Annotated in this window: 22 protein-coding genes, 1 tRNA gene and 1 pseudogene; 11 read left to right on the top strand and 13 right to left on the bottom strand. The window is 65.6% G+C overall.

Annotated features, from left to right (window positions below; genetic code table 11):
- From BM052_RS06100 to BM052_RS06075, 6 genes and pseudogenes are all read right to left on the bottom strand, one after another.
- On the bottom strand, positions 1–268 hold a 268-nt coding region (locus BM052_RS06100; protein WP_218151524.1), incomplete at its 3' end, for a hypothetical protein.
- Between the two features lie 111 nt (positions 269–379).
- Positions 380–1087, bottom strand: coding sequence for a tyrosine-type recombinase/integrase (locus BM052_RS06095; protein WP_369821499.1), 708 nt, complete (start codon positions 1085–1087; stop codon positions 380–382).
- Between the two features lie 437 nt (positions 1088–1524).
- Positions 1525–1713, bottom strand: a pseudogene (locus BM052_RS20405) (Arm DNA-binding domain-containing protein); the annotation flags it as partial.
- A gap of 212 nt (positions 1714–1925) precedes the next feature.
- Positions 1926–1999 (bottom strand) — tRNA-Gly (locus BM052_RS06085).
- 175 nt (positions 2000–2174) lie between these two features.
- Entirely contained in the window at positions 2175–3395 is a 1221-nt protein-coding gene (locus BM052_RS06080; protein WP_091144437.1) for a M20 metallopeptidase family protein, read from the bottom strand.
- A gap of 19 nt (positions 3396–3414) precedes the next feature.
- Complete coding sequence (locus BM052_RS06075; protein WP_255405990.1) at positions 3415–4737, bottom strand: lipopolysaccharide biosynthesis protein; 1323 nt, start codon at positions 4735–4737, stop codon at positions 3415–3417.
- Positions 4738–4906: 169 nt separating this feature from the next.
- Between BM052_RS06075 and BM052_RS06070 the strand changes: the two genes are divergently transcribed.
- The 5 genes from BM052_RS06070 (at position 4907) to BM052_RS20080 (ending at position 10091) form a co-directional block, all read left to right on the top strand.
- A complete protein-coding gene (locus BM052_RS06070) occupies positions 4907–6070 on the top strand; it encodes a hypothetical protein (RefSeq protein WP_369821498.1) in 1164 nt (387 codons plus the stop codon).
- 6 nt (positions 6071–6076) lie between these two features.
- Positions 6077–7204 carry a glycosyltransferase family 4 protein gene (locus BM052_RS06065; protein ID WP_091144428.1) on the top strand — a complete coding sequence of 376 codons (1128 nt, stop codon included), beginning with the start codon at positions 6077–6079 and terminating at the stop codon, positions 7202–7204.
- Between the two features lie 165 nt (positions 7205–7369).
- A complete protein-coding gene (locus BM052_RS06060) occupies positions 7370–8344 on the top strand; it encodes a diacylglycerol/lipid kinase family protein (protein WP_255405989.1) in 975 nt (324 codons plus the stop codon).
- Between the two features lie 65 nt (positions 8345–8409).
- Entirely contained in the window at positions 8410–9333 is a 924-nt protein-coding gene (locus BM052_RS20085) for a hypothetical protein (protein WP_091144423.1), read from the top strand.
- Positions 9330–10091, top strand: a complete 762-nt coding sequence (locus BM052_RS20080; protein WP_091144422.1) for a nucleotidyltransferase family protein — start codon at positions 9330–9332, stop codon at positions 10089–10091. The genes BM052_RS20085 and BM052_RS20080 overlap by 4 nt, the downstream gene beginning before the upstream one ends.
- Positions 10092–10095: 4 nt before the next feature.
- Here the strand turns inward: BM052_RS20080 and BM052_RS06045 are convergent, their stop codons facing one another.
- Positions 10096–10587 (bottom strand): DUF2141 domain-containing protein, encoded by a 492-nt coding sequence (locus tag BM052_RS06045; protein ID WP_091144420.1) that lies wholly within the window; start codon positions 10585–10587, stop codon positions 10096–10098.
- A gap of 366 nt (positions 10588–10953) precedes the next feature.
- On the opposite strand from BM052_RS06045, the gene rpe reads away from it, so the two are divergent.
- The 6 genes from rpe (at position 10954) to BM052_RS19845 (ending at position 17685) form a co-directional block, all read left to right on the top strand.
- Entirely contained in the window at positions 10954–11616 is a 663-nt protein-coding gene (gene rpe / locus BM052_RS06040; RefSeq protein WP_091144418.1) for a ribulose-phosphate 3-epimerase, read from the top strand.
- 120 nt (positions 11617–11736) lie between these two features.
- The gene (locus BM052_RS06035; protein WP_369821497.1) at positions 11737–13503 is read left to right on the top strand and encodes a heparinase II/III family protein; all 1767 of its coding nucleotides are present in this window, start codon (positions 11737–11739) and stop codon (positions 13501–13503) included.
- A 311-nt stretch (positions 13504–13814) separates the two neighbouring features.
- On the top strand, positions 13815–15407 hold the full coding sequence (gene purH, locus BM052_RS06030; RefSeq protein ID WP_091144413.1) for a bifunctional phosphoribosylaminoimidazolecarboxamide formyltransferase/IMP cyclohydrolase: 1593 nt from the start codon (positions 13815–13817) through the stop codon (positions 15405–15407).
- Positions 15408–15570: 163 nt separating this feature from the next.
- Positions 15571–16503, top strand: a complete 933-nt coding sequence (locus BM052_RS06025) for a YihY/virulence factor BrkB family protein (protein ID WP_091144498.1) — start codon at positions 15571–15573, stop codon at positions 16501–16503.
- Positions 16500–17303, top strand: coding sequence for an enoyl-ACP reductase FabI (gene fabI, locus BM052_RS06020; RefSeq protein ID WP_091144410.1), 804 nt, complete (start codon positions 16500–16502; stop codon positions 17301–17303). The genes BM052_RS06025 and fabI overlap by 4 nt, the downstream gene beginning before the upstream one ends.
- 73 nt (positions 17304–17376) lie before the next feature.
- Entirely contained in the window at positions 17377–17685 is a 309-nt protein-coding gene (locus BM052_RS19845) for a hypothetical protein (protein WP_177198353.1), read from the top strand.
- Between the two features lie 130 nt (positions 17686–17815).
- On the opposite strand, the gene BM052_RS06010 is transcribed toward BM052_RS19845, so the two are convergent.
- The 6 genes from BM052_RS06010 to BM052_RS05985 form a co-directional block, all read right to left on the bottom strand.
- The gene (locus BM052_RS06010) at positions 17816–18820 is read right to left on the bottom strand and encodes a FecR family protein (protein ID WP_091144406.1); all 1005 of its coding nucleotides are present in this window, start codon (positions 18818–18820) and stop codon (positions 17816–17818) included.
- Between the two features lie 109 nt (positions 18821–18929).
- Positions 18930–19508: an RNA polymerase sigma factor gene (locus tag BM052_RS06005; protein ID WP_091144403.1), complete on the bottom strand. Its 579-nt coding sequence runs from the start codon at positions 19506–19508 to the stop codon at positions 18930–18932.
- The gene (locus BM052_RS06000) at positions 19505–20209 is read right to left on the bottom strand and encodes an energy transducer TonB family protein (protein ID WP_143084753.1); all 705 of its coding nucleotides are present in this window, start codon (positions 20207–20209) and stop codon (positions 19505–19507) included. Before BM052_RS06000 ends, BM052_RS06005 begins: the two co-directional genes overlap by 4 nt.
- A gap of 44 nt (positions 20210–20253) precedes the next feature.
- On the bottom strand, positions 20254–20679 hold the full coding sequence (exbD, locus tag BM052_RS05995; protein ID WP_091144397.1) for a TonB system transport protein ExbD: 426 nt from the start codon (positions 20677–20679) through the stop codon (positions 20254–20256).
- 10 nt (positions 20680–20689) lie between these two features.
- Positions 20690–21397, bottom strand: a complete 708-nt coding sequence (gene exbB, locus BM052_RS05990; protein WP_218151523.1) for a tonB-system energizer ExbB — start codon at positions 21395–21397, stop codon at positions 20690–20692.
- 164 nt (positions 21398–21561) lie between these two features.
- On the bottom strand, positions 21562–23064 hold the full coding sequence (locus BM052_RS05985; protein WP_177198352.1) for an AAA family ATPase: 1503 nt from the start codon (positions 23062–23064) through the stop codon (positions 21562–21564).
- Positions 23065–23081 lie beyond the last annotated feature (17 nt).

The following is a 23081-nucleotide window of genomic DNA, read 5'->3' as shown; positions in this document are numbered from 1 at the left end:
CAAAGCCGCCCATGATGCCGGCAGGAAGAGGCGCGACAAGCCGCTTCCCGTCCGCCGTCTGCCAACGCTCGCGGCGATAGCGCACGACCTCGACAACGATCCGCAGGTCCTGGACCAGGACTTCTTCGTAACCTTTGAAACGGGCGCCGGCTGGAGCTTCAGCCTTGAGCGTCACCTCCCGCGTGACCTCCAGCTTCGACTTCACCGCCCCGCGCGTGCGCTTGCGCCGTTTCTTCCCCAAATATGTGTGGATATGTTCGATCGGCAAAGTGTGTCCCCCTCCCACCATTTCTCGTTATGTAACAGAGGTTCTAGTCGAACACAGCGCTGGAATATTCTGGGGTGCCCAGATGTTGGGAAGCACTCCCGACGACGAGGATCAAGCTGCCCCGGGATGATCGCCCCCTTTGCGTAGCTCATCGAGGTAATCCGACCACCACTGAGCCATCTCCACACGCTCCTTCCAATGAGCCCCGCGGTGATAAGCAGCACGCACCTTGTCGCTGTCACCATGCGCGAGGGCGCGCTCGATGGCGTCGGGCGACCACTTGCCGGACTCGTTGAGGAGGGTGCTCGCCATTGCGCGGAATCCATGGCCAGTCATTTCGTCGCTGGTGTAGCCCAGCCGTCGCAGTCCGGCATTCAGGGTGTTCTCACTCATCGGCCGCGACCGGCTGCGGACCGAAGGAAAGGCATAGCCCGAAGGTCCTGTGATCCCGCGCAGATACCTGAATAGTTCAACCGCTTGCCGCGACAGCGGGACATGGTGGGCCTTTCGCATCTTCATTTTCTCTGCTGGGATCGTCCACAGGCCAGCCTCGAGATCGAACTCGCTCCATTCCGCGTGACGTAGCTCACCGGGGCGGACAAAGACGTGCGGTGCGATCTGGAGCGCGTTCTTGGTGATGCCGAAGCCCTCATAGCCATCGATGGCGCGCAGCAGTTCGCCGACCCGTTTGGGCTCGATGATCGCGCCGTAGTGAGTGACCTTGGGGGCAGCCAGCGCGCCGCGCAGATCGCGCGTGGGGTCCGACGCCAGCCGCGCCGTCGCGACGGCGTAGCGGAAGACTGCGCCCGCCAGTTGCAAGGTGCGTCTGGCGCTCTCCAGATTGCCCTTACCTTGGGGGCCGCCAGCGCCCCGCGCAGATCACGCGTCGGGTCTGACGCCAGCCGCGCCGTCGCGACGGCGTAGCGGAAGACCGCACCCGCCAGTTGTAGGGTGCGCCGGGCGCTCTCCAGATTGCCCTTGCGTTCGATCCGGCGAATGGCGGCGAGCGCGTCTGCTGGTTCGATGTCGGTGATCGCCAGTCGACCGATCGGCCCCTCCAGTAAGCTCAGCAAATATTCGCTGCGGGCAGCGGTCGCCGGTGCCCAGGGTTTGTGCCCATCGCGCTTGCGCTTGTCGCAATACTCGGCGGCGACGACTGAGAAGGTGCATGCGGCGAGCGCCTGCGTGCGCAATCTCTCCCTCTGTTTCTCGCGCGAGGGGTCCTTGCCCGTGGCGAGTTGCTCGCGCGCTGCATCACGTCGCTTCCGGGCTTCGCTGAGGCTGATTGCCGGATAAGGTCCGATGCTGAGCGTTCGCTCGCTGCCCTTGACCCGATATTTCTGCCGCCACAGCTTTCCGCCGCTCGGCTGAACCTGCAGATAGAGCCCGCCGCCATCCGCCAGCTTGTAAGGCTTCTCGCGCGGTTTCGCCTTGCGGATCGCCATGTCGCTCAGTGCCATATTCTCCGGGTCTCCTGACGCGAGGCCCCCACTTTGGGGGCCACCCACATTGACCAGCTCGGTTGAGGCCCCCAAATGGCCCCCAATCTGCCCGGCTACGCATGGATGCGCGCAACCTTCACTGGCCCGATGGAGAGAAAATACCGCAGATTTCAGCGGGTTGCAAAGCCCCGCATGGACGTCGGTGGATGGTAGGATGGAGCGGGTGAAGGGAATCGAACCCTCGTCGTAAGCTTGGGAAGCTTCTGCTCTGCCATTGAGCTACACCCGCAATTTCAAAGCCTTCGATATCTCGGGCGTTCGCTTGCGGCTACGAAATTCAAGGCCCCATATCCATGGGCCGGCGATCCGCATCAAGTCCTTTTTGCATGTGGCGGATGAGAATGGTCTGGGCGTGCCTGGGATAGCCGCCTTCCAGGCATGGATCTCGGGAAGCCGGGGGCAGTTCACCTCCAGCCGCCTGCCAGGAACTGCGCTGCAAGCCCGGCAAGATAGGCCGCGCCTTGCGGCATTACCGTTTCGTCCACCATCATCCGGGTCGAGTGGATGCCGCAGCAATGCCGCCAGTCGTCACCTTGGTGGCTGACGCCGAGGAAGAACATGGCGCCGGGCACTTTTTCCAGCACGTAGGCGAAGTCCTCGGCGCCCATGATCGGGTTTTCGAGGCGCAGGAATGCCTGCGGGCCGAACATCGCGTGCGCCACCCGCTCGCCGAAATCGACCGCGCCGCCGTCGCACAGGGTGACCGGGAAGCCTTCGAGGATGTTCACTTCCGCGACAAGGCCATGGGCGCCGGCGATTCCCGCGGCCAGCAGCGGGATCTCGTCCTTGAGCCGCGCGCGATTGGTGGCCGACAGCGTGCGCATGGTGCCCAGCATGGTCGCCCGATCGGCGATCACGTTGTGCGCGGTGCCGCTGTCGATCTTCGAAATGGTGACGACCACGGGATCGAACACGTTGAAACGGCGGGCGACCATGGTCTGCAGCGCAGTGACGATCTCGCAGGCGATCGGCACCGGATCGAGCGCATCGTGCGGCATCGAGGCATGGCCGCCACGCCCGGTCACGGTGATCTGCAACTGATCGGCGGCGGCCAGCAGCGGGCCGGCGCGGCCACCGACAAGACCGTGCGGCGCATTGGGCATGACGTGGAGGGCGAAGGCGGCATCGGGCAGCGGCAGGTCGAAATCCTCGCCGCCAAGCAGGCCGTCCTCAAGCATGAAGCGCGCGCCGTGATAGCCCTCCTCGCCGGGCTGGAACATGAAACGGACTTCGCCTTTCAGCGTTCCGGCCTGTTCGGCGAGGATTTCCGCCGCGCCCGCGAGCATGGCGACGTGGGCGTCGTGACCGCAGGCGTGCATCACGCCGGGAATGGTCGAGGCGAAGTCCAGTCCGGTTTCCTCGGGCATCGGCAATGCATCCATGTCGCCGCGCAGAAGCACGCTGCGCCCCTCGCCTCCGCCGCCTTTCAGCGTGGCGACGAGCCCGGTGGTCGAAGGCCCCTCTCGCCATTCGAGCGGGAGGTGGGCCAGTGCCGCGCGGATCTTGTCGCGCGTCCTGGGCGTATGCAAACCGATCTCGGGCTCGGCATGGATTGAACGGCGCAGCGAGACGATGCGATCGGAAAGACGGGAAGCCTGGGCGACTAGCGAGAGGGGAAGCGACATTCCGCCATGATACCGGCGTTCACCCTTCTGTCGAGCCGGGTTCCAGAGCTGCCGGTGCAGTCTCTTCACGTTCGAGCCGGTGCAGCGTGCGCAGGGCCATGATGCCGAGCATGCAATAGCCGGCGGCGCCGGCCACCGCGACCGACCAGGCAATACCGACCGCTCCGATGCCGTGCAGGACAAGGATCGTTCCTGCCAGCGTCGCGACGGCGAAAAGCCTCCCGAAGAGCGCGGTCTGGGCCCGGCCCGTCGAGTGCAGGACCGGCTCGAACGCCACACTGGCCAGTTCGAAGCTGGCTGCGATCGCCAGGGGCACGAGAATCGCGGCGCCGGCACCGAAAGCACTGCCGCCGATAAGCGCGAGCAATTGCCGTCCGGCGACGATGGCCGCGAGCACCACAATGCCCCCGCCTATCCCGGCGATGCGGACGATGCGCATAATCATTCGCCGGAATTCGGTGGGCGAGGATGCGAAGCGCGCGCGCGAGACCTCAGGATAGATCGCCCGCGCGATCAGCGTCGATACCTTGCCAAAGCCCTGGGCGAGCTGGTCCGCCAGACGATAGAGGCCCGCCGCGCTGGTCCCCAGGAAATAGCCGACGGCCAGCAGCGGTCCCTGCTTGAACGCGGCGTCAAGCGTGCTGGCGGTCGAAATGATGAACAGGAAGCGCCTGATTTGCGGATTTTCCGAGATCGTGACGCGCCAGTCGCGCAGGCCCGCAAGATCGAAACCACGCGGATTGAGCCGCAGCGCGAGCGCCCAGTACGTGAAGGCCGAAGTCACGTCGACGAAAGCCCAGGCGAACAGGAACCGGCCCACCGTCGGTCCGTACCACCAGATGAAGGACGCGGCGATCAGCCGACCGACAGGCACCATCGCCTCCACATAAACGGCGGCATCGAACCGATCGAGCGCGCGCATCATGCCGGTCGGCGCCGAGACGCGTCCCCACATCAGCGCGCAGTTGAAGGCGAAGGCCATGTTCACATAGGCCGGGTTCAGATCCAGCGTCCCGGCAAAGCCAAGGAAGATTACCGCCGCCATGAGGCAACCGAACAGCGCCCCGGCCGCATCGATCACACCGCACAACATGCTCAGCCGGCTGAAGCGCACCCAGTCGTTCGCGTGGACATAGGCGGCGCCGTAACGCACCACTGCCTGCCAGGTCTGGAAGCCGGCGACGGCGACCAGCGCCTGCGCGGTTCCGAAGATCAACGAAAAGTGGCCGAAGTCCTTCAGCCCCAGCGATCGCGACAGGATCGCGAGATAGACAATGCTGCACAGGCCGCCGAATCCCTTGCCACCCAGCAGCCAAGCCGTGTTCCGCAGGATTCGGCGCACTGTCGATTCTCGATGCGGGGATGCTTGCGCCGTGACGGACATGGCTGCGGCGTCTGTACCAGAATGTGCCCGATCGCAAGTCGTTGACAGGCGATAGTGCCACTGATCTGTTGGAAGCGCCGCCGGTCTCGCTATGCAAGCTGAGGCAAATCGGATAGCGCCCGGCATCGTGGCCAGGATATGTTTCCTCTTCAATCACGACCAGACTCACCAGATTGCCCATAGCCTGCCGATCGCGCTTGAGATGGCGCGCCGGGGCATGGCCCGGATCACTCTGGCGGTCACCGAGGATGTCATCGAGCACCGGGTGCGCGAAATCGCCGGCGCGGACCTGGCCTTGTGCGACCTGGCGAGGCTTGGCCTGCGGTCGGGTGTCTCACGTCTGCTCCAACATGGCTTGGAAGGTCTGCTTCCGGCCCGCAAATTGCTTGTCTACAGGGACAATCTGGATTTCTTCAGGGGCTTTGACGCGCTCGTAGTCTCGGAAAAGACCTCGCTGCTGCTCAGGACGCATTATGGTCTCGACGCGCTGAAGATCATCCATACGCGCCACGGCGCCGGCGATCGCGCGATCGGCTTTGGACCGGAAAGCGCGCGCTTCGATCTCGTTCTGGTGGCGGGTTCCAAGATCGCGCGGCGGCTGATCGAGGATGCCGGTGTCGAACCGGGGCGCATCCGCGTGGTCGGATACTCCAAGTTCGACCTCTGCGCGGACAACCGGGCAAATCTTGCATTCGCAGAACCGGCGCGCCCGACCGTGCTCTACAATCCGCACCCCTCCCCCCGATTGTCGAGCTGGTACAAGATGGGGATGGACGTGCTGGAGGCGTTTTTCGCTTCGGACCGGTTCAACCTCATCTTCGCGCCGCACGTCATGATGTTCGCGCGCAAGTGGACGGTAACGATCAATCCACCTGCGGTGCGCCGGATGCGCCCGCCGCCCCTGCGTTTCGTGCGGGCGCCGAACATCCTGGTCGATCCCGGAAGCCGCGCTTCCACCGACATGACCTATACCAACATGGCCGATGTCTACATCGGTGACGTGAGCAGCCAGGTTTACGAGTTTCTCTATCGGCCCCGGCCCTGCCTGTTCCTGGATGCCCATGCAACGCCGTGGCAGGGCAACCCGGACTATGCCCACTGGCAGGCCGGCCCGGTAATCGGCCCGGGCGCAGACATTCTGGCCTCGGTGGAACAGGCCTTGGCCAGCCATGCGCGCTATCTTCCGGTGCAGAAGATGATGCTGGACGATACATTTTCGATCACTGCCGAGCCGGCTTCGCGCCGCGCCGCGCATGCGATCATCGACTTCCTGGCCCAGGAAGGAATCTGAACCACGATGCGCATCGCCTATGTCATCAACTCGCTCGAAGGCGGCGGCGCGGCATCGCCGGTACCGGCCATCGTGCGGGTCCTGCAGGGCGCCGGCGCACAGGTGCGCGTGCTGGTGTTGACCCGCCGCAACGGCAAGGCGCTGCCTGCCCTGGAGGCGGCAGGTGTGGACGTTTCTATCCGCGAAGGCGGTGAGAAGGATCACCTTGCGGCGCTGCTCTGGCTGCAACGCGAGATGCGCGCTTGGCGGGCGACGCATTTGTGGACATCTCTTTCGCGCGCGACGCTGCTGGGCCAGGTAGCGGGCGCCAGGCTGCGCCTGCCCGTCGTGAGCTGGCAGCACAATGCCTATCTCAAACCATGGAACGAACGTCTGCTGCGCTGGGGCCGTCATCGCTCCGCACTGTGGGTGGCCGATTCGCACCAGGTCGCCGAACTGACCCTGAAGCGCCTGCGCATCGAACCGGAACGGATGTTCACTTGGCCAATCTTCCATGGCGATCCCAACGCCCCGCTAGCCCGTCCGTGGCAGGCCGGCGAAACGCTGCGATTGGGCAGTCTGGGGCGCCTTCACCCGGCAAAGGGCTATGACGTGCTGATCGGCGCGCTCGCCCAACTCAAGCGGGACGGCTTCACGCCGCCGGTGCCCTTCACCATCGCCATAGCCGGCGAAGGCGCCGAGGAAGCGCGTTTGAAGAATGCCGCGCTTGCGGCCGGGGTGGAAGACTGGTTGAACTGGCCCGGCTTCACCAGCGATCCGCCAGGTTTCCTCGCCGGACTGCACCTCTATCTCCAGCCGTCGCGGCGGGAAGGCTTTTGCATCGCCGCCCACGAAGCCATGCAGGCGGCATTGCCGGTGATCGTCTCGGCAACCGGAGAACTGCCGTTCACCGTGATCGAGGGGGAAACCGGGCTGATCGTTCCGCCACAGGACGAAGCCGCCCTGGCCCTTGCCCTGCACACCATGCTGGAAACCGACCCGGCGCGGCTGGCGGCAATGGGCACGGCGGGGCGCGCACGCGTGCTGGAACGGTTTTCTCTCGCCCGGTTTCGCGAGGCCGGCGAAGCGATCGTAACCCGGATGAAGGACTTGCCTCAAGGCAAGAAGCAAGACCGGAATACGACCGATGAATGACAGTCTACAGCACAAAACTGCCATAAAAATGCAGAGTTAATCTGGCATTCATGCGATGGTGGGGTGATTTCGCGCGAGACTGCATATATATGCGGTCCCGTGCAAGGTACTATTTACGAATTCACTGCGCTTCCCAAGGCGGGTCATCGGGTCCAACGCGTACACGTGCGTCCAGTTCGGCGTGGGCGTGCCGTTCCGCTCGTGGGCATCGTGCGCAACCCGCGCAGCCACCGCAACCAGGGCGTGGCCCCGGAAATGGCGGACTGCTCCAATATCCTCACCGAAACCCCGCGCACTCGCGAGGAACTGTACCATACGCTGGCCGGCTTTGCACGCCGGGGAATCGACTACCTGGTGGTCGACGGCGGTGACGGCACCGTGCGCGATGTGCTGTCGTGCGGGTCCGATGTCTTCGGGGATATCTGGCCGACGCTGATTGTCCTTCCCAAGGGCAAGACCAATGCGCTGACGGTGGATCTGGGCCTGCCCAACCACTGGTCGCTGGCCGAAGCACTGGCCGCCGCGCACCGGGGCCATACCGTCACGCGCCGTCCCTTGCGCATTTCGCCGGCCGAAGAGGGAGCCGATGCCCGCCGCGTGCAAGGCTTCATCCTGGGCACCGGCGCCTTCTCGATCGCTACCGAGGCTGGGCAGGAAGCGCACCGCCGGGGTGCCTTCAACAGCTTTGCCGTGGGCCTGACGATCCTGTGGGGCATCCTCCAGACGCTGTTCGGCCGCGCCGGCAATCCCTGGCGCCAGTGCACGCCGACCCGTATCGTCGACCGCCGGACCGGTGTTCGCCTGCCCTATACCGGTCCCGGCCATGCCGATGAGCGTTATCTGATGGTTGCCACCACGTTCGAGAAGTTCCCGCTTGGCGCCCGCCCATTCGGCCGCGACCCCGCGCCAGGAATGAAGCTTGCGGTAATCGACTGGCCCGTGCGCTGGATCATCGCCATGCTGCCGGCGATCCTGTTCGGCTTCAACAGCCGCTTCCTGACCCGCAACGGCGCGCAGCGTTTCCACGCGAACGAACTGGAACTCGATGTGGCTGGTCCCTTCATCCTGGACGGAGAGACCTTTCCCGCCGGCCGCTACATGCTCGGCGAGGGTCCGCAGCTCACTTTCGTGGTGCCTTGAGGCGCGAGTCCCGAGGCGCATGCTGATCGCTTGATTATCCGGCGTCGTTGCGGGAGCATGGCGGCATGAGCGAAGATTTCGACGTTCCAGAAGATCTCGACGAGCGGATCGCCGCGGCGCTCGGCAGGCCGGTCGAACCCGAAGTGCGCGCCTTCGCCGAGCGACTGGTGCCGGTCGATGCACTGGGCGTGCTGTTCTACGGTTCCAACTTGCGCACCGGCTCGCTGGAAGGCGTGCTGGATTTCTACGTGCTCACGGCGGCGCCCCAGGAAGAAAAGATCTGGCCTCGGGTCAGCTACCATGAATGGCAGCACGGCGGCACCACGCTGCGCGCCAAAGTGGCGACGATGGCACTCGATACGTTCCGCGCCGCCGCTGCCGGGGAACTGTTGGATACCACGGTCTGGGCCCGCTTCGTCCAGCCCAGCGCACTCGCCTGGGAGCGCGACGCGCCGGCCGGCGCCGCCATTGCGGCGGCGGTAGCGCAGGCAGCGCGCACCGCCGCACGTCTTGCCGTCGCGCTGGGGCCAGAGGCCGGGACGCCGGAGGATTACTGGCGCGCCTTGTTCCGCGCCACTTACGCGGCCGAGTTCAGGGTCGAGGCGGCGGGCCGCGAGGATTCGATCCTCTCCGCCAATCGCGCGCATTTCGATGGGCTCTTGCCCCTGGCTCTTCTGTCGGACGGGATCGGCTTCGCGCGGGGCGCTGCCGGCACCATCCGGCCCGCCCTGGAACCCGCGCAGCGGGCGCGGCTGCTGGGCTGGTGGAAACACCGGCGGCGCCTGGGCAAACCCTACAACGTGCTGCGCCTGCTCAAGGCCTCGACCACTTTCGACGGCGCCGCGCGCTATGCCGCCTGGAAGATCGAGCGCCACACCGGCGTGAGCGTGGCCATGACGCCCTGGCGCGAACGCCATCCCGTGCTCGCCGCGCCCGGGGTGCTCTGGCAGGTCTGGCGCCATCGCGACGCGCGAGGCCGCGCAAGGTGAATCCCGCGGCGTTGATCCTGGCGGGATCGCGGCCCGGACCGCCCGATCCGGTGGCCGCGTCGGAAGGCCTCTGGCACAAGGCGCTGGTCCTGCTGGAGGGCCGGCCGATGCTTGGGCACGTGGTCGCGGCGCTGCGCGGCGCCGGCATCGAACGCATCGCCGTCTGCGCTTCGGACCCGCAAGTGATGGACTTGGCCCGCGCGCTGGACTGCGAGGTGCTGCTGGCGGCCGAAGGACCCAGCGCCAGCGTTGCCTTTGGGCTGGAACGGCTCGGCGCGCCGCTGCTGGTGACGACCGCCGATCACGCGCTGCTGCGGCCCGAATGGGTGACCGACTTCATCAAGGATGCGCCGCGATCCGCCGATGTCGCTGTCCTCCTGGCCCGGCGCGAGGCGATCGAGGCGGCGATGCCTGGCAGCCGGCGCACGTACTTGCGCTTCGCCGACGGGCAGTGGTCGGGCTGCAACCTGTTCCTGTTGGCCAGCACGCGGGCCAGCGCCGCTATCGAGACCTGGAAGATGGTCGAGGCCGATCGCAAGCGCCCTTGGCGCATCGCCGCGCGGCTCGGCTTCGGCATGCTGGCCAGCTATGCCATGGGGCGCCTGACGCTGGCCGAGGCGATCGCCGCGCTCGGCCGCCGGATCGGCATTTCCGCCAGCCTGGTGGCGGCACGCGACGGCCTTGCCGCCGTCGATGTCGACAAGCCGCAGGATCTGGTGGACGCCCGCGCCATCATCGCCGCCCGAGGGGCTGAGTAGGCCTTTACATGTACTTCATCTGGATCCGGATCGACTTCACGCCATCGCCCACCGGCACGCCGACCTTGGTATAGCTCGGCTTGCCAAGGTTGAAGATGTTGATCGAAGGGTTGTTCGACATGGCGCCCCCGTCGGATGCGATGTCGGTCTTGCCATTGCCGTTGAGATCGTGGCGCACCGCGACGCCATAAGTGCCCGAGGCGGGAACCGGCACGCAGAAGCTCATCGTCCCGGCGCGCGCCGGAACCTCTATGCGCGAAAGCCACTTGCCCTTCTGCAGCCATTCCGATGACGTGGCCCGGTAAGTCTGGATGCGCAGCTTGCCTTGCGAGGACTTGACGCCGTCCACCGTCACCATCACCGCCGGGCCGGAGCCGGCGGCGCACTTGCCCATGTCGTTGCGGATTTCGTTGCGGTACTGGGCCCACGCGGGCGCAGGCATGGCAAGGCCCATCGCGCCGAGAACCGTTAACCCCGCCAGAATTCCCCTAATCATTCATATCCATTCCTGTCGCTTTCGTCCGATCGGCCTGTCGGGATCGGTCCGCCCATGTTCCGCCCATAACGGATCCTGCACGGATAGTCCCCTGACCGTCACGGCCGCCGGGTGTTGCAATATATGCGAAAACCCGTTCGCTTTACCTGCGTGAATGCCGGCAGGGCCGTGAATGACGACTGAATTGTCCGTTGCGGTGCGTGCAACCGGCACCGCCGTGCCGCCCGCGCGCCGGATACGTCCCCAAATACTGCTCCCGTCCTGCCCATTGACCCATATCCCGTGTGGAAAACGAGCATTCGCCCGCTTGTCCACCCCAGATGTGGTGCCCTATTCTTCCGCGTTAAGGAGTTTCGCTTTACCTGCATGACCGTTCCCCTGATCTCACCGTCGATCCTGTCCGCCGATTTCGCGCGTCTGGGCGAGGAAGTGCGCGCCATCGACGAAGCCGGCGCCGACTGGATCCACGTGGATGTGATGGACGGTCATTTCGTGCCCAACATCACCATCGGCCCGGCGGTGGTGAAGGCGCTGCGCCCGCATTCGGCCAAATGCTTCGACGTCCACCTGATGATCTCGCCGGTCGACGTCTACCTTGAGGCTTTCGCCGAGGCCGGGGCGGATGTCATCACCGTTCATCCGGAGGCGGGGCCGCACGTCCACCGCACGGTCCAGACGATCAAGGACCTGGGCAAGCAGGCGGGCATCTCGCTCAACCCGGCGACACCCGCCAAGACGTTGGACTACCTGATCGAGGAGATCGACCTGGTACTGGTGATGAGCGTCAATCCCGGTTTCGGCGGGCAGAGCTTCATTTCCAGCCAGCTGCGCAAGATCGAGGCGGTGCGGAAGATGATCGACAAGTCCGGCCGCGATATCCGGCTGGAAGTGGATGGCGGCGTCGATGCGAAAACGGCACCGCTGTGCGTTTCGGCGGGAGCGGACGTGCTGGTGGCGGGTTCGGCCACGTTCCGCGGCGGACCTTCGCATTACGCAGCGAATATCAAGACGCTGAAAGGGCTGGTATAGGTCATGCCCGTCAAGACCCGCCAACGGCCGGAGACCAGGAACTCGGAGGAGCGCCGCGCGATTCCCTTGTCGACCACGGCCGAGGAGGGTGCTTTGAACCATAGCGCGAGCGAACCTGACATGACGCCCGCTCGGAAGCACGCTGTCGGCGCCGAGCAGATCGAGCCGGGTCGGGCGCTGGCGCTGATCGATTTCTCGCCGCCTTCGGTCGGCATGGGCGAGCGGCTGATCCGCATGGCCTATCGCCTCGGCATCCCCGGCACGATGCTCAGCGCGCCGATGGGCAAGAAGGCCAGGACCCGCCTGCTGGCGACCGTCAACAACACCCTGCCCGGCAGCCGCGTGGCGGGCACCGCCATCCGTGCCGGACACTTCCTGGTCCACGGCGCCAAGACACCGGTGGCGCAGGTCGACTATGCCGGCGCCGCGCGCGTCACGCCGCCGCTCGAAAAGGTCGTCCATTCCTTCTCCTGGCTGACCGATCTCGCCGCCTGCGCCGCGCGCGAACAAGGCGCGCCCGTGGCGGAACGCATCCTGTCCGCATGGCTCCAGGTCAACCCCCGGCCGCCGGCCAGGCCCGGCAAGGGCCCCGCCTGGAGCGTGGGCAACACCGGTATGCGCCTGACGAACTGGCTTGCCCATGCGCCGCTGATCCTCTCGGGCGAAAAGGCGCTGCGATCGCGCACGCTGGGCCACATCGCCGAGACCGCGCGCTGGCTGGACCGTCATGTGACCCAGGCCGAGGATCGTCTTGCCGAAGTCTCCGGCTGGTGCGGCATCGTCGCCGCCGGCCTGCTCCTGCCCGATGGCCGGCCGCGCCGGCTCTATGGCGAAGCCGGACTTATCAAGGCGCTGGGCGAACTCATGGGTGACGATGGCGGCGTCCTTTCGCGCAGCCCGCTGGCGCAGATGGAAGCCATCGCGCTGCTGGTGCGGCTGCGCAACTGCTACCACGCCACCCGCCGGGAGCCTCCGCCGGCAATGGAGCGCGTGGTGGAGATGCTGGTGCCGCCGCTGCTGGCGCTGACCCACGGCGACGGATCGCTGGGTTCCTGGCAGGGCGGCTGGGCGGTCGACGGCGAGGAAGTGGATGCGCTTATCAAGGCCAGCGGCGTGCGCGCCCGTCCCTTGCGCGATGTGCGCCAGTGGGGTTACCAGCGCGCGGTCGCGCAAAGGACCGTGCTGCAGTTCGACGCTTCGCCGCCACCGATGCCGGCCCATGCGCGCTACGGCTGCGCCTCCACGCTGGCTTTCGAGATGTCGCATGGCGGCCATCGCCTGATCGTCAACTGCGGCGGCGCGGCGAGCGGCGGCGGGCTCGTTCCGGTCCGGCTCGAGCAGGGCCTGCGCGCCACCGCCGCACATTCCACGCTGACGCTGGACGATGCCAATTCCACCGCGATCCTCATCAACGGCATGATCGGTTCGGGCGTCAACGAAGTCGATGTCGATCGCAAGACCCTGGCGCAGGAGAACGGCGTCACCGCCACCCGGCTGGAGGCGAGCCACAACGGCTATGCCGCGCGCTACGGCCTTGTCCACCGCCGCATCCTGATCCTGCGCGACGATGGATCGGAACTGCGCGGCGAGGATTTGCTGCTGCCTTCGGGCCGCAAGGCCAAGCGCGGCAAGGTGGGCTTCGCGATCCGCTTCCATCTCGGCCCGGATGTCGATGTCAGCCTTACCGCCGATGGCCATGGCGCCGGCCTGGCCTTGTCCGATGGTTCCTACTGGCAGTTCCGCTCCGGCGCGGGTGAAGTGACGGTGGAGGATTCGCTCTGGGTGGACGGGCATGGGCGCCCGCAGGCGATCCAGCAACTCGTGATCCAGGGCCTGGTCTCGCGCGGGGGCGGCAACTTCAGCTGGCTGCTCAAGAAGATGAACTGACCCTGCGCGGCTTGATGTTCGCGCGAAGGTGCGAAGAAGAACTGAAAGAAGATCGAAACACGCGAAGGCGCAGAAACGCGGAGAAGAACCTTCGCGCCGGGGGCGCCTCCAACACAGCCCGCGCCAAACGCAAAGCAAAACCCGGCCGAGCGCACATGCGGCGGGTATACCCCCCTCTGCGTCTCCGCGTCTCTGCGTGATTCATCGATCTTCGCGGAACTTGGGCGGTTCCAATCGCGCCGCGCCCTTGCCCCCTATCCCCACCCGGCCTAAGGGCGCGCCAAAGTTCCCGTTCGAAGGATAGCTCGCCCATGACCGATTCCGTCCAGATCCGCCGCGCCCTGCTTTCGGTGTCCGATAAGACGGGCTTGGCCGAACTCGGCAAGGCCCTTGCCGCCCGCGGCGTGGAACTGGTCTCGACCGGCGGCACGGCCAAGGCGCTGCGCGACGTGGGGCTGGAGGTGAAGGACATCTCCGACATGACCGGCTTTCCCGAGATGATGGACGGCCGCGTCAAGACGCTGCACCCCAAAGTCCACGGCGGCCTGCTGGCGGTGCGCGACAATCCCGAGCACGCTGCCGCCATGGCCGAGCACGAAATCGGCGCGATCGACCTCGTGATCGTCAATCTCTATCCCTTCGAGGCGACCGTCGCGAAAGGCGCGGATCGCGATACGATCATCGAAAACATCGACATCGGCGGCCCTTCGATGGTGCGCTCGGCGGCGAAGAACCACGCCTATGTCGCCATCGTCACCGATCCCGCCGACTACGCGGGCCTCTTGACCGAACTTGAAGCCACCGACGGTTGCACGAGGCTGGCCTTTCGCAAGCTGATGGCCGCGCGCGCCTTCGCGCGGACCGCCGCCTACGATTCGACGATCAGCCAGTGGTTCGCCCTTGCCGACCAGGGCCAGCTGTTCCCCGAGATGCTCGCCATCAACGGCCGCCTCCTCACCGAGCTGCGCTATGGCGAGAACCCGCACCAGAAGGCCGCGCTCTACGCACGGGTCGGCCCGCATGCGAAAGGCCTCACGCAAGGCGAGCAGGTGCAGGGCAAGGAACTGTCCTACAACAACTACAACGACGCCGACGCCGCGCTGGAGCTGGTCGCCGAATTCAAGGGACAGAGACCGGCGGTGGTCATCGTCAAACACGCCAATCCCTGCGGCGTGGCCCAGGCGGACACGCTGCTCGAAGCCTGGCAAGGCGCGCTCGCCTGTGACGATGTTTCGGCCTTCGGCGGCATCGTCGCGGTCAACGCCGCGCTGGATGGCCCTACTGCCGAGGCGATCTGCGGGATATTCACCGAAGTCGTGGTCGCCCCCGATGCCGACGAGCAGGCGCGCGCCTTCTTCGCCAGGAAGAAGAACCTGCGCCTGCTGCTCACCGGCGATTTGCCCGATCCGCGCCGCCCGGGCCTGACCGTCAAGCAGATCACCGGCGGCTTGATCGTCCAGGGCCGCGACAATGGCGCAATAAGCTTCGACGATCTCAAGGTCGTGACCGAGCGGGCGCCGACCGACCAGGAACTGGCCGATTGCCTGTTCGCCTGGACCGTCGCCCGCCACGTCAAGTCCAACGCGATCGTCTACGCCAAGGACGGCATCACCGCCGGTATCGGCGCGGGCCAGATGAATCGCCGCGATTCCTCGCGCATCGCCGCGATGAAAGCCGCCGAGGCCGCCGAGAAGTTCGGCTGGGAGCAGCCCCGCACCGTGGGCAGCGCGGTCGCTTCCGATGCCTTCTTCCCCTTCGCCGACGGGCTGCTCGCCGCGGCCGAAGCCGGCGCCACGGCGGTGATCCAGCCGGGCGGCTCGATCCGCGACGACGAGGTGATCGCCGCCGCCAACGAAGCGGGCCTGGCGATGGTCTTCACCGGAATGCGCCATTTCAGGCACTGATGCCGACGATGGGACAACCGGCGTTCCGCCTGGACCGGTGCCATCGACGGTCGAAATTGAACCTGCCGCAGCTATTGCCTATGTCCGCCCGGTGCATGCCGATCCGCCGATAGAACCCGCCGATCCGCCCGATCTCACGCCGGAAGGCCGTCGGCGGGAGGCGATGCCCGAGCATGGGCGGATCGGGCGAGGTACACGGCGGGGATCGCGCCTGGTCGCCGTGCTGACCCGCGTCGTCAACGGCGCCTGGGAAGACGGTTTCATCCACGCCGGCAACCTGGCCTACATGACGCTGCTGGCCCTGTTCCCGTTCTTCATCGCGCTTGCCGCGATCTTCTCGGCGATCGGCGAGAAGGCCAGGCTGGGCGCCTCGATCGATGCGGTGCTGCGCGCGATGCCGCCGCGCGTTGCCGAAGTGCTGGGGCCCGTCGCGCACGACGTGGTCGCGGCACGGCACGGCTGGCTGCTATGGATCGGCGGCCTGTTCGGCCTGTGGACCGCCACCAGCCTGATCGAAACCATCCGCGATATCCTGCACCGCGCCTACGGCGCCGCGAAGCACCGCCGCTTCTGGCGTTACCGCCTGGTCTCGACCGGGCTGATCTTCGGATCGGTTCTGCTGCTGCTGGTCTCGCTGTCCTCGCAGGTCGTGATCTCCTCGGCCCAGGCGATCGTCGCCGCCCTGTTCCCCCGGTTGGACATCCTGGCCGAACAGATTGCGATCTCCGGGCTCGTCAGCGCGGCGGCGCTGTTCGGATCGATCTACATGCTGTTCTACCTGTTGACGCCCACCGCTTACCAGAAACGGATCTACCCCAAGTGGCCCGGCGCGGCGCTCGTCACCGGCTGGTGGCTGCTGGTGGTGTTCGCGCTGCCGAAGGTGCTGCGCAACTTTTTCGTCTACGATCTGACCTATGGCAGCCTGGCCGGGGTGATGATCGCGCTTTTCTTTTTCTGGCTTGTCGGCTTAGGGATGGTGGTGGGCGCCGAACTCAACGCGGCGCTCGCGGAATCGCCCGAGGAAAGGGACATGCTCGGACGTTCCGGAGCGGCCATGGAGCCGAAAGATCAAGAAGCACGGGAAGAACACGAATGACCGGTCTGATGCAGGGTAAACGCGGCCTCATCATGGGCCTTGCCAATGACAAGTCCCTGGCCTGGGGTATCGCCAGGAAGCTGCACGAACATGGGGCCGAAATGGCCTTTTCCTATCAAGGCGAAGCGCTCGAAAAGCGTGTGCGCCCCCTGGCCGAGAGCCTGGGTAGCGATTTCCTGATCGATTGCGACGTCTCCGACATGGAGGCGCTCGATACGACGTTCGCCACCCTGGCCGAGCGTTGGCCGACGATTGACTTCGTCGTCCACGCCATAGGCTTCTCGGACAAGAGCCAGCTGCGCGGGCGCTTCTACGACACTACGCTCGACAATTTCCTGATGACGATGAACATTTCGGCCTACAGCCTGGTCGCCGTCACCAAACGGGCGATGCCGATGATGCGCGCGGGCGGTTCGATCGTGACGTTGACCTACTACGGCGCCGAAAAGGTAGTGCCGCATTACAATGTCATGGGCGTAGCCAAGGCCGCGCTCGAAACCTCGGTGAAGTACCTCGCGAACGACTGCGGCCCGGCCAACGTGCGCGTCAACGCGATCTCCGCCGGCCCGATCCAGACGCTGGCGGCGCGCGGCATCGGCGACTTCAACTATATCCTCAAGTGGAACCAGATCAACTCGCCGCTGCGCCGCAACGTAACGATCGAGGATGTGGGCGGGGCCGGGCTCTACTTCCTCTCGGACCTGTCCTCGGGCGTGACGGGCGAGACGCATCATGTCGACGCGGGCTACCACACCATCGGCATGAAGCAGGAAGACGCACCGGACATCGCCCTGATCTGAACCTGCCGCATGCGAACGGACTCCGGGGCGGGGCTTCATCCCCGCCCCGGAGTCCGTTCGCGGATCGAAGCGATTGGCTGCTTATGCCAACGGTTCAGCAGCCGGGATGCGACGCCGACCGACACCGGTTCCCGCGGCATCCACCCTGGCCTTGTCGAGGTTGGACACCGCGCGGATCGAGGTCTTCCGGCGTCCGCTGGAACGAGCACGAGGCGTTCCGGAGGACGATCTTGGCTGCCGTGCCATCGGGGTCGACGACAATGAAGGCCGTCTTGGCGGCGGCCTCCTCGATCCCGTCGATGATGGTGTCCTCGTCGACGTCTGCGAGGACATGGTGGGCATGGATGAACCCCCTTTCGGATACGTGATAGCTATCTGGTAGCTACTATGTCATCGTCGATCGTGGGGAACGACGGATGATCGGCGTGAGGTGGCAACGTCATTGTCTCGAAAACACGTCTGAATTACATCTCGCTGATATCGCTCAACTTCTTTTTCGGTCAGCCTCTCTATCAGCGGATAAGGATAAAACCCGCGAAGGATACGGCATTCAGCCTTTCGCTCCGTTCAAGCGCTTTCAACCATTGATCGGTTCGCTTGAGGTCGATCACTGCATTGACACGGCGTGATCGCGCTTCCCGATTGAGCAGCACGATCTTGCGGGAATCGAATCTATCGAGTTCAGCGATAACGTCGCCCAGTGTCGTGTTGTCGAATATCAGCCGGTCGCGGGTCCAGCTCAGGTCCGCCATGGCATCGACGGCATGTATCCCGCCCATTGTCGTAAGTCCGTACACGACCTCTCGATCGGGTGTCAGGATACGGCGTTCGGCGCCGGAAGATACCTCAACGCGCCCGCGCGCCACGATCACGCGGGTCATGCCGCCAACGAGGCGTACCGAAAAGGCAGTTCCCAGGACCCGTGTCGCGCCCTGTCCCGAACTCACCACAAAGGGCCGCCGGGGATCGTGGACGACGTCAAAGAGCGCTTCGCCCTGCTTCAGTTTGATACGCCTTTCACCGCCGGCGCCGATCGCGATGTCCAGCGCCGTGTCCGGGGCCAGCGTCGCGACGGAGCCGTCGGCGAGCTGGACTTGGCGGACGGCGCTGCCGCTCTTCAAGTCCGCCAATGGCCATTGGAATGACAGCAGGACGGCGCAGGCGGCAGCGGCCACGCCGGCAACGGCGGCGCGGTGACGTCCGAGCCAGGCGGCAGCGGGCCGCGTCATGGTCATCAAGGGTTTCACTCTCCGCCAGCTCCGGCGCGAAGAGACAATGTTCAGGCGCGCCGCGACCTGCCGCTCCTGCCCCGCGACCAGCGCCTCTCCCACCGATGTCCAGAGCTGCCGGGCGCGAGCGAGAGCCATGCCGTTTTCCGGTTCGGCGTCGCGCCATCGCACGAAGGCGTCAAGCTGCTCGTCGGTTGCCATGCCCGACGTCAGGCAGATGACCCAGTCCAGCGCTTCCTCGTCCGGGTCACGTCGCTGAGCGCCAGAATTTGCTCCCCTTCGAGGCATCAAACAAGGGCCTTCTTCTCATTCATGTCCGTTTAACGTCGGACGGGGGCATGAGCCACAAACTTTCCTGACATAGTTTGCAAACCCTGCGGGAATTCAACGGGACGGCTTATCCAGACCCGTCCCGAAGCGAGGTGCGCAAATGGCGCAAGGCCCGCGCGATCTCCTGTTCGACAGTGCTGATGGATACCTTCCATTCCGCCGATATCGTGCGATAGTCTTGCCCGAGAATGCGGCTGCGGCGAAGCATGTCGCTCTGCCGCTCCGTAAGACGGGTCATCGCGACCTCGACTCTTGCGATCTTCTGGCGCCGTTCGAGCAGTTCCTCCTGGGTTTCGAGCGGCACGTCATAGAGCAGCGCGAGACCTTCCAGGAGACGGGCGCGGTTCTGCGTGATCCTGACATGGTCCTTGCCAATGTTGTGGGCCATGCGCAGGAGATAGAAGCGTGCTTCGCTGACGCTCGGCAAGCGGTCGGCCAGGCGGTTCAGCCGCAGATACAGATCCTGCACGAGATCCGCGGCCTGTTCCCGATCGCCTACGCGGCGGCGGATGACATTCTCCAGCGCGGGCCGGCTGTCGAGAAACACGGTCTCGATCTCGGTACGGGAAAGCTTCGTCGCGGCCGCCTCGGTGACCGTCGGCGCCGTGGCGGCCGGTCCATCACCTGGCGAACCGAAACCGCTCACGGGCGGCCCTGCCGGACGAAGAACTGCACCGGCACGGTCAGACTGATCCGTTCTCCGGAAACATCGGCCGGCGGCTGGGGTAGAGGACTGACCCGCCGGACGAGCGACAGGACCTCGCCGTCGAGCGCGGCAAAACCCTGGCTGCGCCGGATGGCGGCATCGGTAACGTTGCCCCGACGATCGATAATGATGCGAACCAGGACGACGTCCTGCTGCCGCAAGCGCTGCGCCAGGCTCGGGTAGCGCTTCTTGCGTTCGAAGGCCGCGAGGACCAATCCTTCCCAGGACTGTTCCGCGGTTGCGCTGACGGAGGCGGCCGCCCCGATCGTCGGCGCGCTCGACATCGGCGCCGGACGCGCGGCGATACTGAGCGGCGCCGAGGTCTGCTCGGCCGTGACCATCTTGGGCCGATCCTGCTCAGGCTGCGGGCGCTCCGGCGGCGGGATATCGCCGGTATCGGCCTCCGCAATGTCGAGTGGGGGCGTCTTTTGCGCCGGGTGTCGTGCGGGGTCGGATGCCTTTGCCTCCACCCGTTCCTGTCCGGATGCGATGAGCTTTTGCGGATCCGACGGAGATGCGGTCACCAACGATACTTCCATCACCATCGGCGCGGCTGATTGCGGCACGGCATCGGGCCGAAAGATCGCGGCTGCCAGCAGCGCGCCAACGGCCGCGCCATGCAACCCGAGCGAGACGAGCAAAGATCGCTTCCACGGCACATCCTCCGGCGCAGTACCGGACCTCCTCACCGTTTCGCGTCCGCCTTCAGCGCGACAAGCGCGACTTTGTCGTAACCGGCGGCGTGCAGATCATTCATCAACTCCATCAGATCGCCGTACGGCACGGCCGTGTCGGCGCGCAGGAACACGCGCTGCCCCATGTCGCCGCGTGTCGCTTCCGCCAGTGCCGACCGAAGCGCGCCGCGCATCACCATCCTGTCGTCCACCAGAACCGACAGATCCTTCTTGAGCGTGAGATAGACCGGCTCCTGGTCGCGCGGTTCAGTCTTCGCGCTGGCGTTCGGCAGGTCGACGGGGATATCCACCGTCGCCAGCGGGGCCGCGATCATGAAAACGATCAGCAGCACCAGCATGACGTCGATGAACGGCGTTACGTTGATCTCATGCGCGACTTTCAGTTCGATGTCGGCGCTTGTCGTGCGGAAAGCCATGTCGCGCCTCCTAGTTCAGGCCGGGATCCAGGACCCGGCTGGTGAGCACGGCAATCTCGGTCGAGGCATCTCCCATCCGTCCCTGGTATTCCGCGACCGCGCGAATGAAGGCGTTGAAGATCACGACGGCGGGGATCGCGGCCAGAAGGCCGCAGGCCGTGGCAAGCAGCGCTTCCGCAATACCCGGCGCCACCACCGCGAGACTCGTCGTCTGGGTCTGGGCGATGCCGATGAAGGCGTTCATGATGCCCCACACCGTACCCAGCAAGCCGACGAAAGGGCCAACCGAGGCGATCGTCGCGAGAAGCGTCGTCCCTTTCAGCATCCGCCGGGCGGCATGGACCTCGATGCGGTTGAGGCGCAGCGACAGCCGCTCCTTGACGCCTTCGATCGAGGCCGGGCGATCGAGCTCGACCCTGGCGGCCTCGACCATCGCCGACACCGGGCCATGGACCATGTCATGGAGTTCGCCGATCGATCCGGCGGCACCCAGCCGGCGCAGGTCTCCGTTCAGCGCGCGCTTCGCGGCGGAAAGTTCGGATGACTTCGCGATCAGCACCGCCCAGCAGGCGATGGAGGCCATCAGCAATACGATCATCACCGCCTGGACGATCGGATCGGCATCGGCGAACATGCGCCAGGGGGTCAGATGGATTGGAATGGTGGGCGGGCCGCCGGTGGCCGCGGTAATTTCATCGACTGGTACGCTGGGATGCACGTCGAAGGGTCCCCTTTGCCAGCTGTCGCCGCCCCTCCGCGACAGTCTATGGAATGATAACGAACCAGAAAAGGGCAACCCGCAACCGCCAGGCCGATTGATGTCCGATTTTGTCTCAAACCGGGAAAAGCCTGGCATTCATACCAATGAGCGTGACGGATCCCTCAGAGCCGCAGCTGGCTCATGATTGCCTTGCGCCCTGCGATGTCGCCGGCAGCCATCACCAGATACTCGTCAAAGGTCCGAAGCCGGCGCCCGCGATGCCGGTCGTAGGCGAGATGTCCGCGCGCGTCGCCGACGAGACCGCGCAAGTCGGCGGGCGTGAATCCGGCGGTGGCCGCCGCGACCGCCGCCTCATCCTCCAACGCGAATTCGACCGGCAGCGAGGCGGCGTAGTGACGTATGATCGCCAGGCGTTTCGCCACATCGGGCAGTCGCATCTCGAGCCATACCTCGACCCGGCCCGATCGCAGCATGGCGGGCGGCATGTCCGCGATATCCATGGCGGTCATGACAATGCAGACATTGGCCTGGGTCGCGCTTTCAAGTCCGTCAAGCTTGGTCAACAGCTTGCGCGCGAAACCGGTCTGCTGGCCATGGCGGAAGATCACGTCCGCGTCGTCGATGAACAGGACCGATGGGCTGGAAGCTTCGGCGGCGGAAAGAACCGCGTTCACCCGCATTTCGAAATCGGGTGCGGTGGGCACGAAGGTGCCGTCGATCATGAAAAACCGGCCCTTCATGTCATGCGCCAGGGCGCGGCCGATGGTGGTCTTGCCCGTGCCCGGTTCGCCGTAGAGCAGAATGCCGCGCTTGGGCGTCAATCCCAGGTCGCGCGCGAGTGCGGGCTCGGTCATCGGCAGAAGCACGGTGCGCCGCAGGGTGCGCACGATCTCCTCGACGCCGACCAGCCCGTCGAGCGAAACCGCCTCCACTTCGTCCAGATCGACGTTGGAATGGAGATGGAGGGCATCAAGCTGGGCAATAACCTCCGTCGCGGTCGCGGGTAAGCGCGTCTCCGCCTTCAGCATGCGCGCGGCAATGGCCAGCTCGTAGCAGGTCAGGCGCCGAAAGCCGCGCCCAAGCGCATCGATGTCGAAGTCGCCCATGTCCTGCCGCAGGAGACTGCCGAGGAGCATGGCATAGTCGGCTGGACCGGGGGCCGCCAGGTCCACGTGAACGGCCTGCTCGCCATTGACCGTCGTCGTCATCTCGCCCGCTGAAGCGGTCACCAGCGTCTTGCCGGTTTCCGGGAGGGCGGCGATCGCGTTGTCCAGCAGCCCGACCAGGAAACCGGACCGCTCGGCGCTCAGGTTGCCCGCGCCGCCAAGTTCCCCGAACATTTCGAGGTCGTCGAACACGACGAGATCATTGTTCCGGAAAGCAGTGGCGATGATGCCGGCCAGGGTTTCGGCCAAGCGATCCGGCGCCCGGCCGCGCATGGCCTCCAGCAGGTCGCATGTGGTGAGATACGCACCGCCGGTATCGGCGGCGAGGCGGCGCAGCACCATCGACTTGCCGGAGCCGGCCTCGCCCCGCAGATGAGCGAGTTTGGTTCCCGGCAATATCGAGACAAGATGCGCATAAGCCTGCGCCTGGCCAGGCGTAAGGGTAGTGGCGATCTCCTCGGGTGCCGGACGGCGGACTGAGGTCGGGACGGTCGTCATCGGATGATCCTTTGCCG

Origin of the sequence: Novosphingobium sp. CF614, assembly GCF_900113255.1 — a bacterium.
GTDB lineage: Bacteria > Pseudomonadota > Alphaproteobacteria > Sphingomonadales > Sphingomonadaceae > Novosphingobium.
Note: the sequence above shows the minus strand (reverse complement) of the source record. Positions and strands in the feature narration are given on the sequence as shown.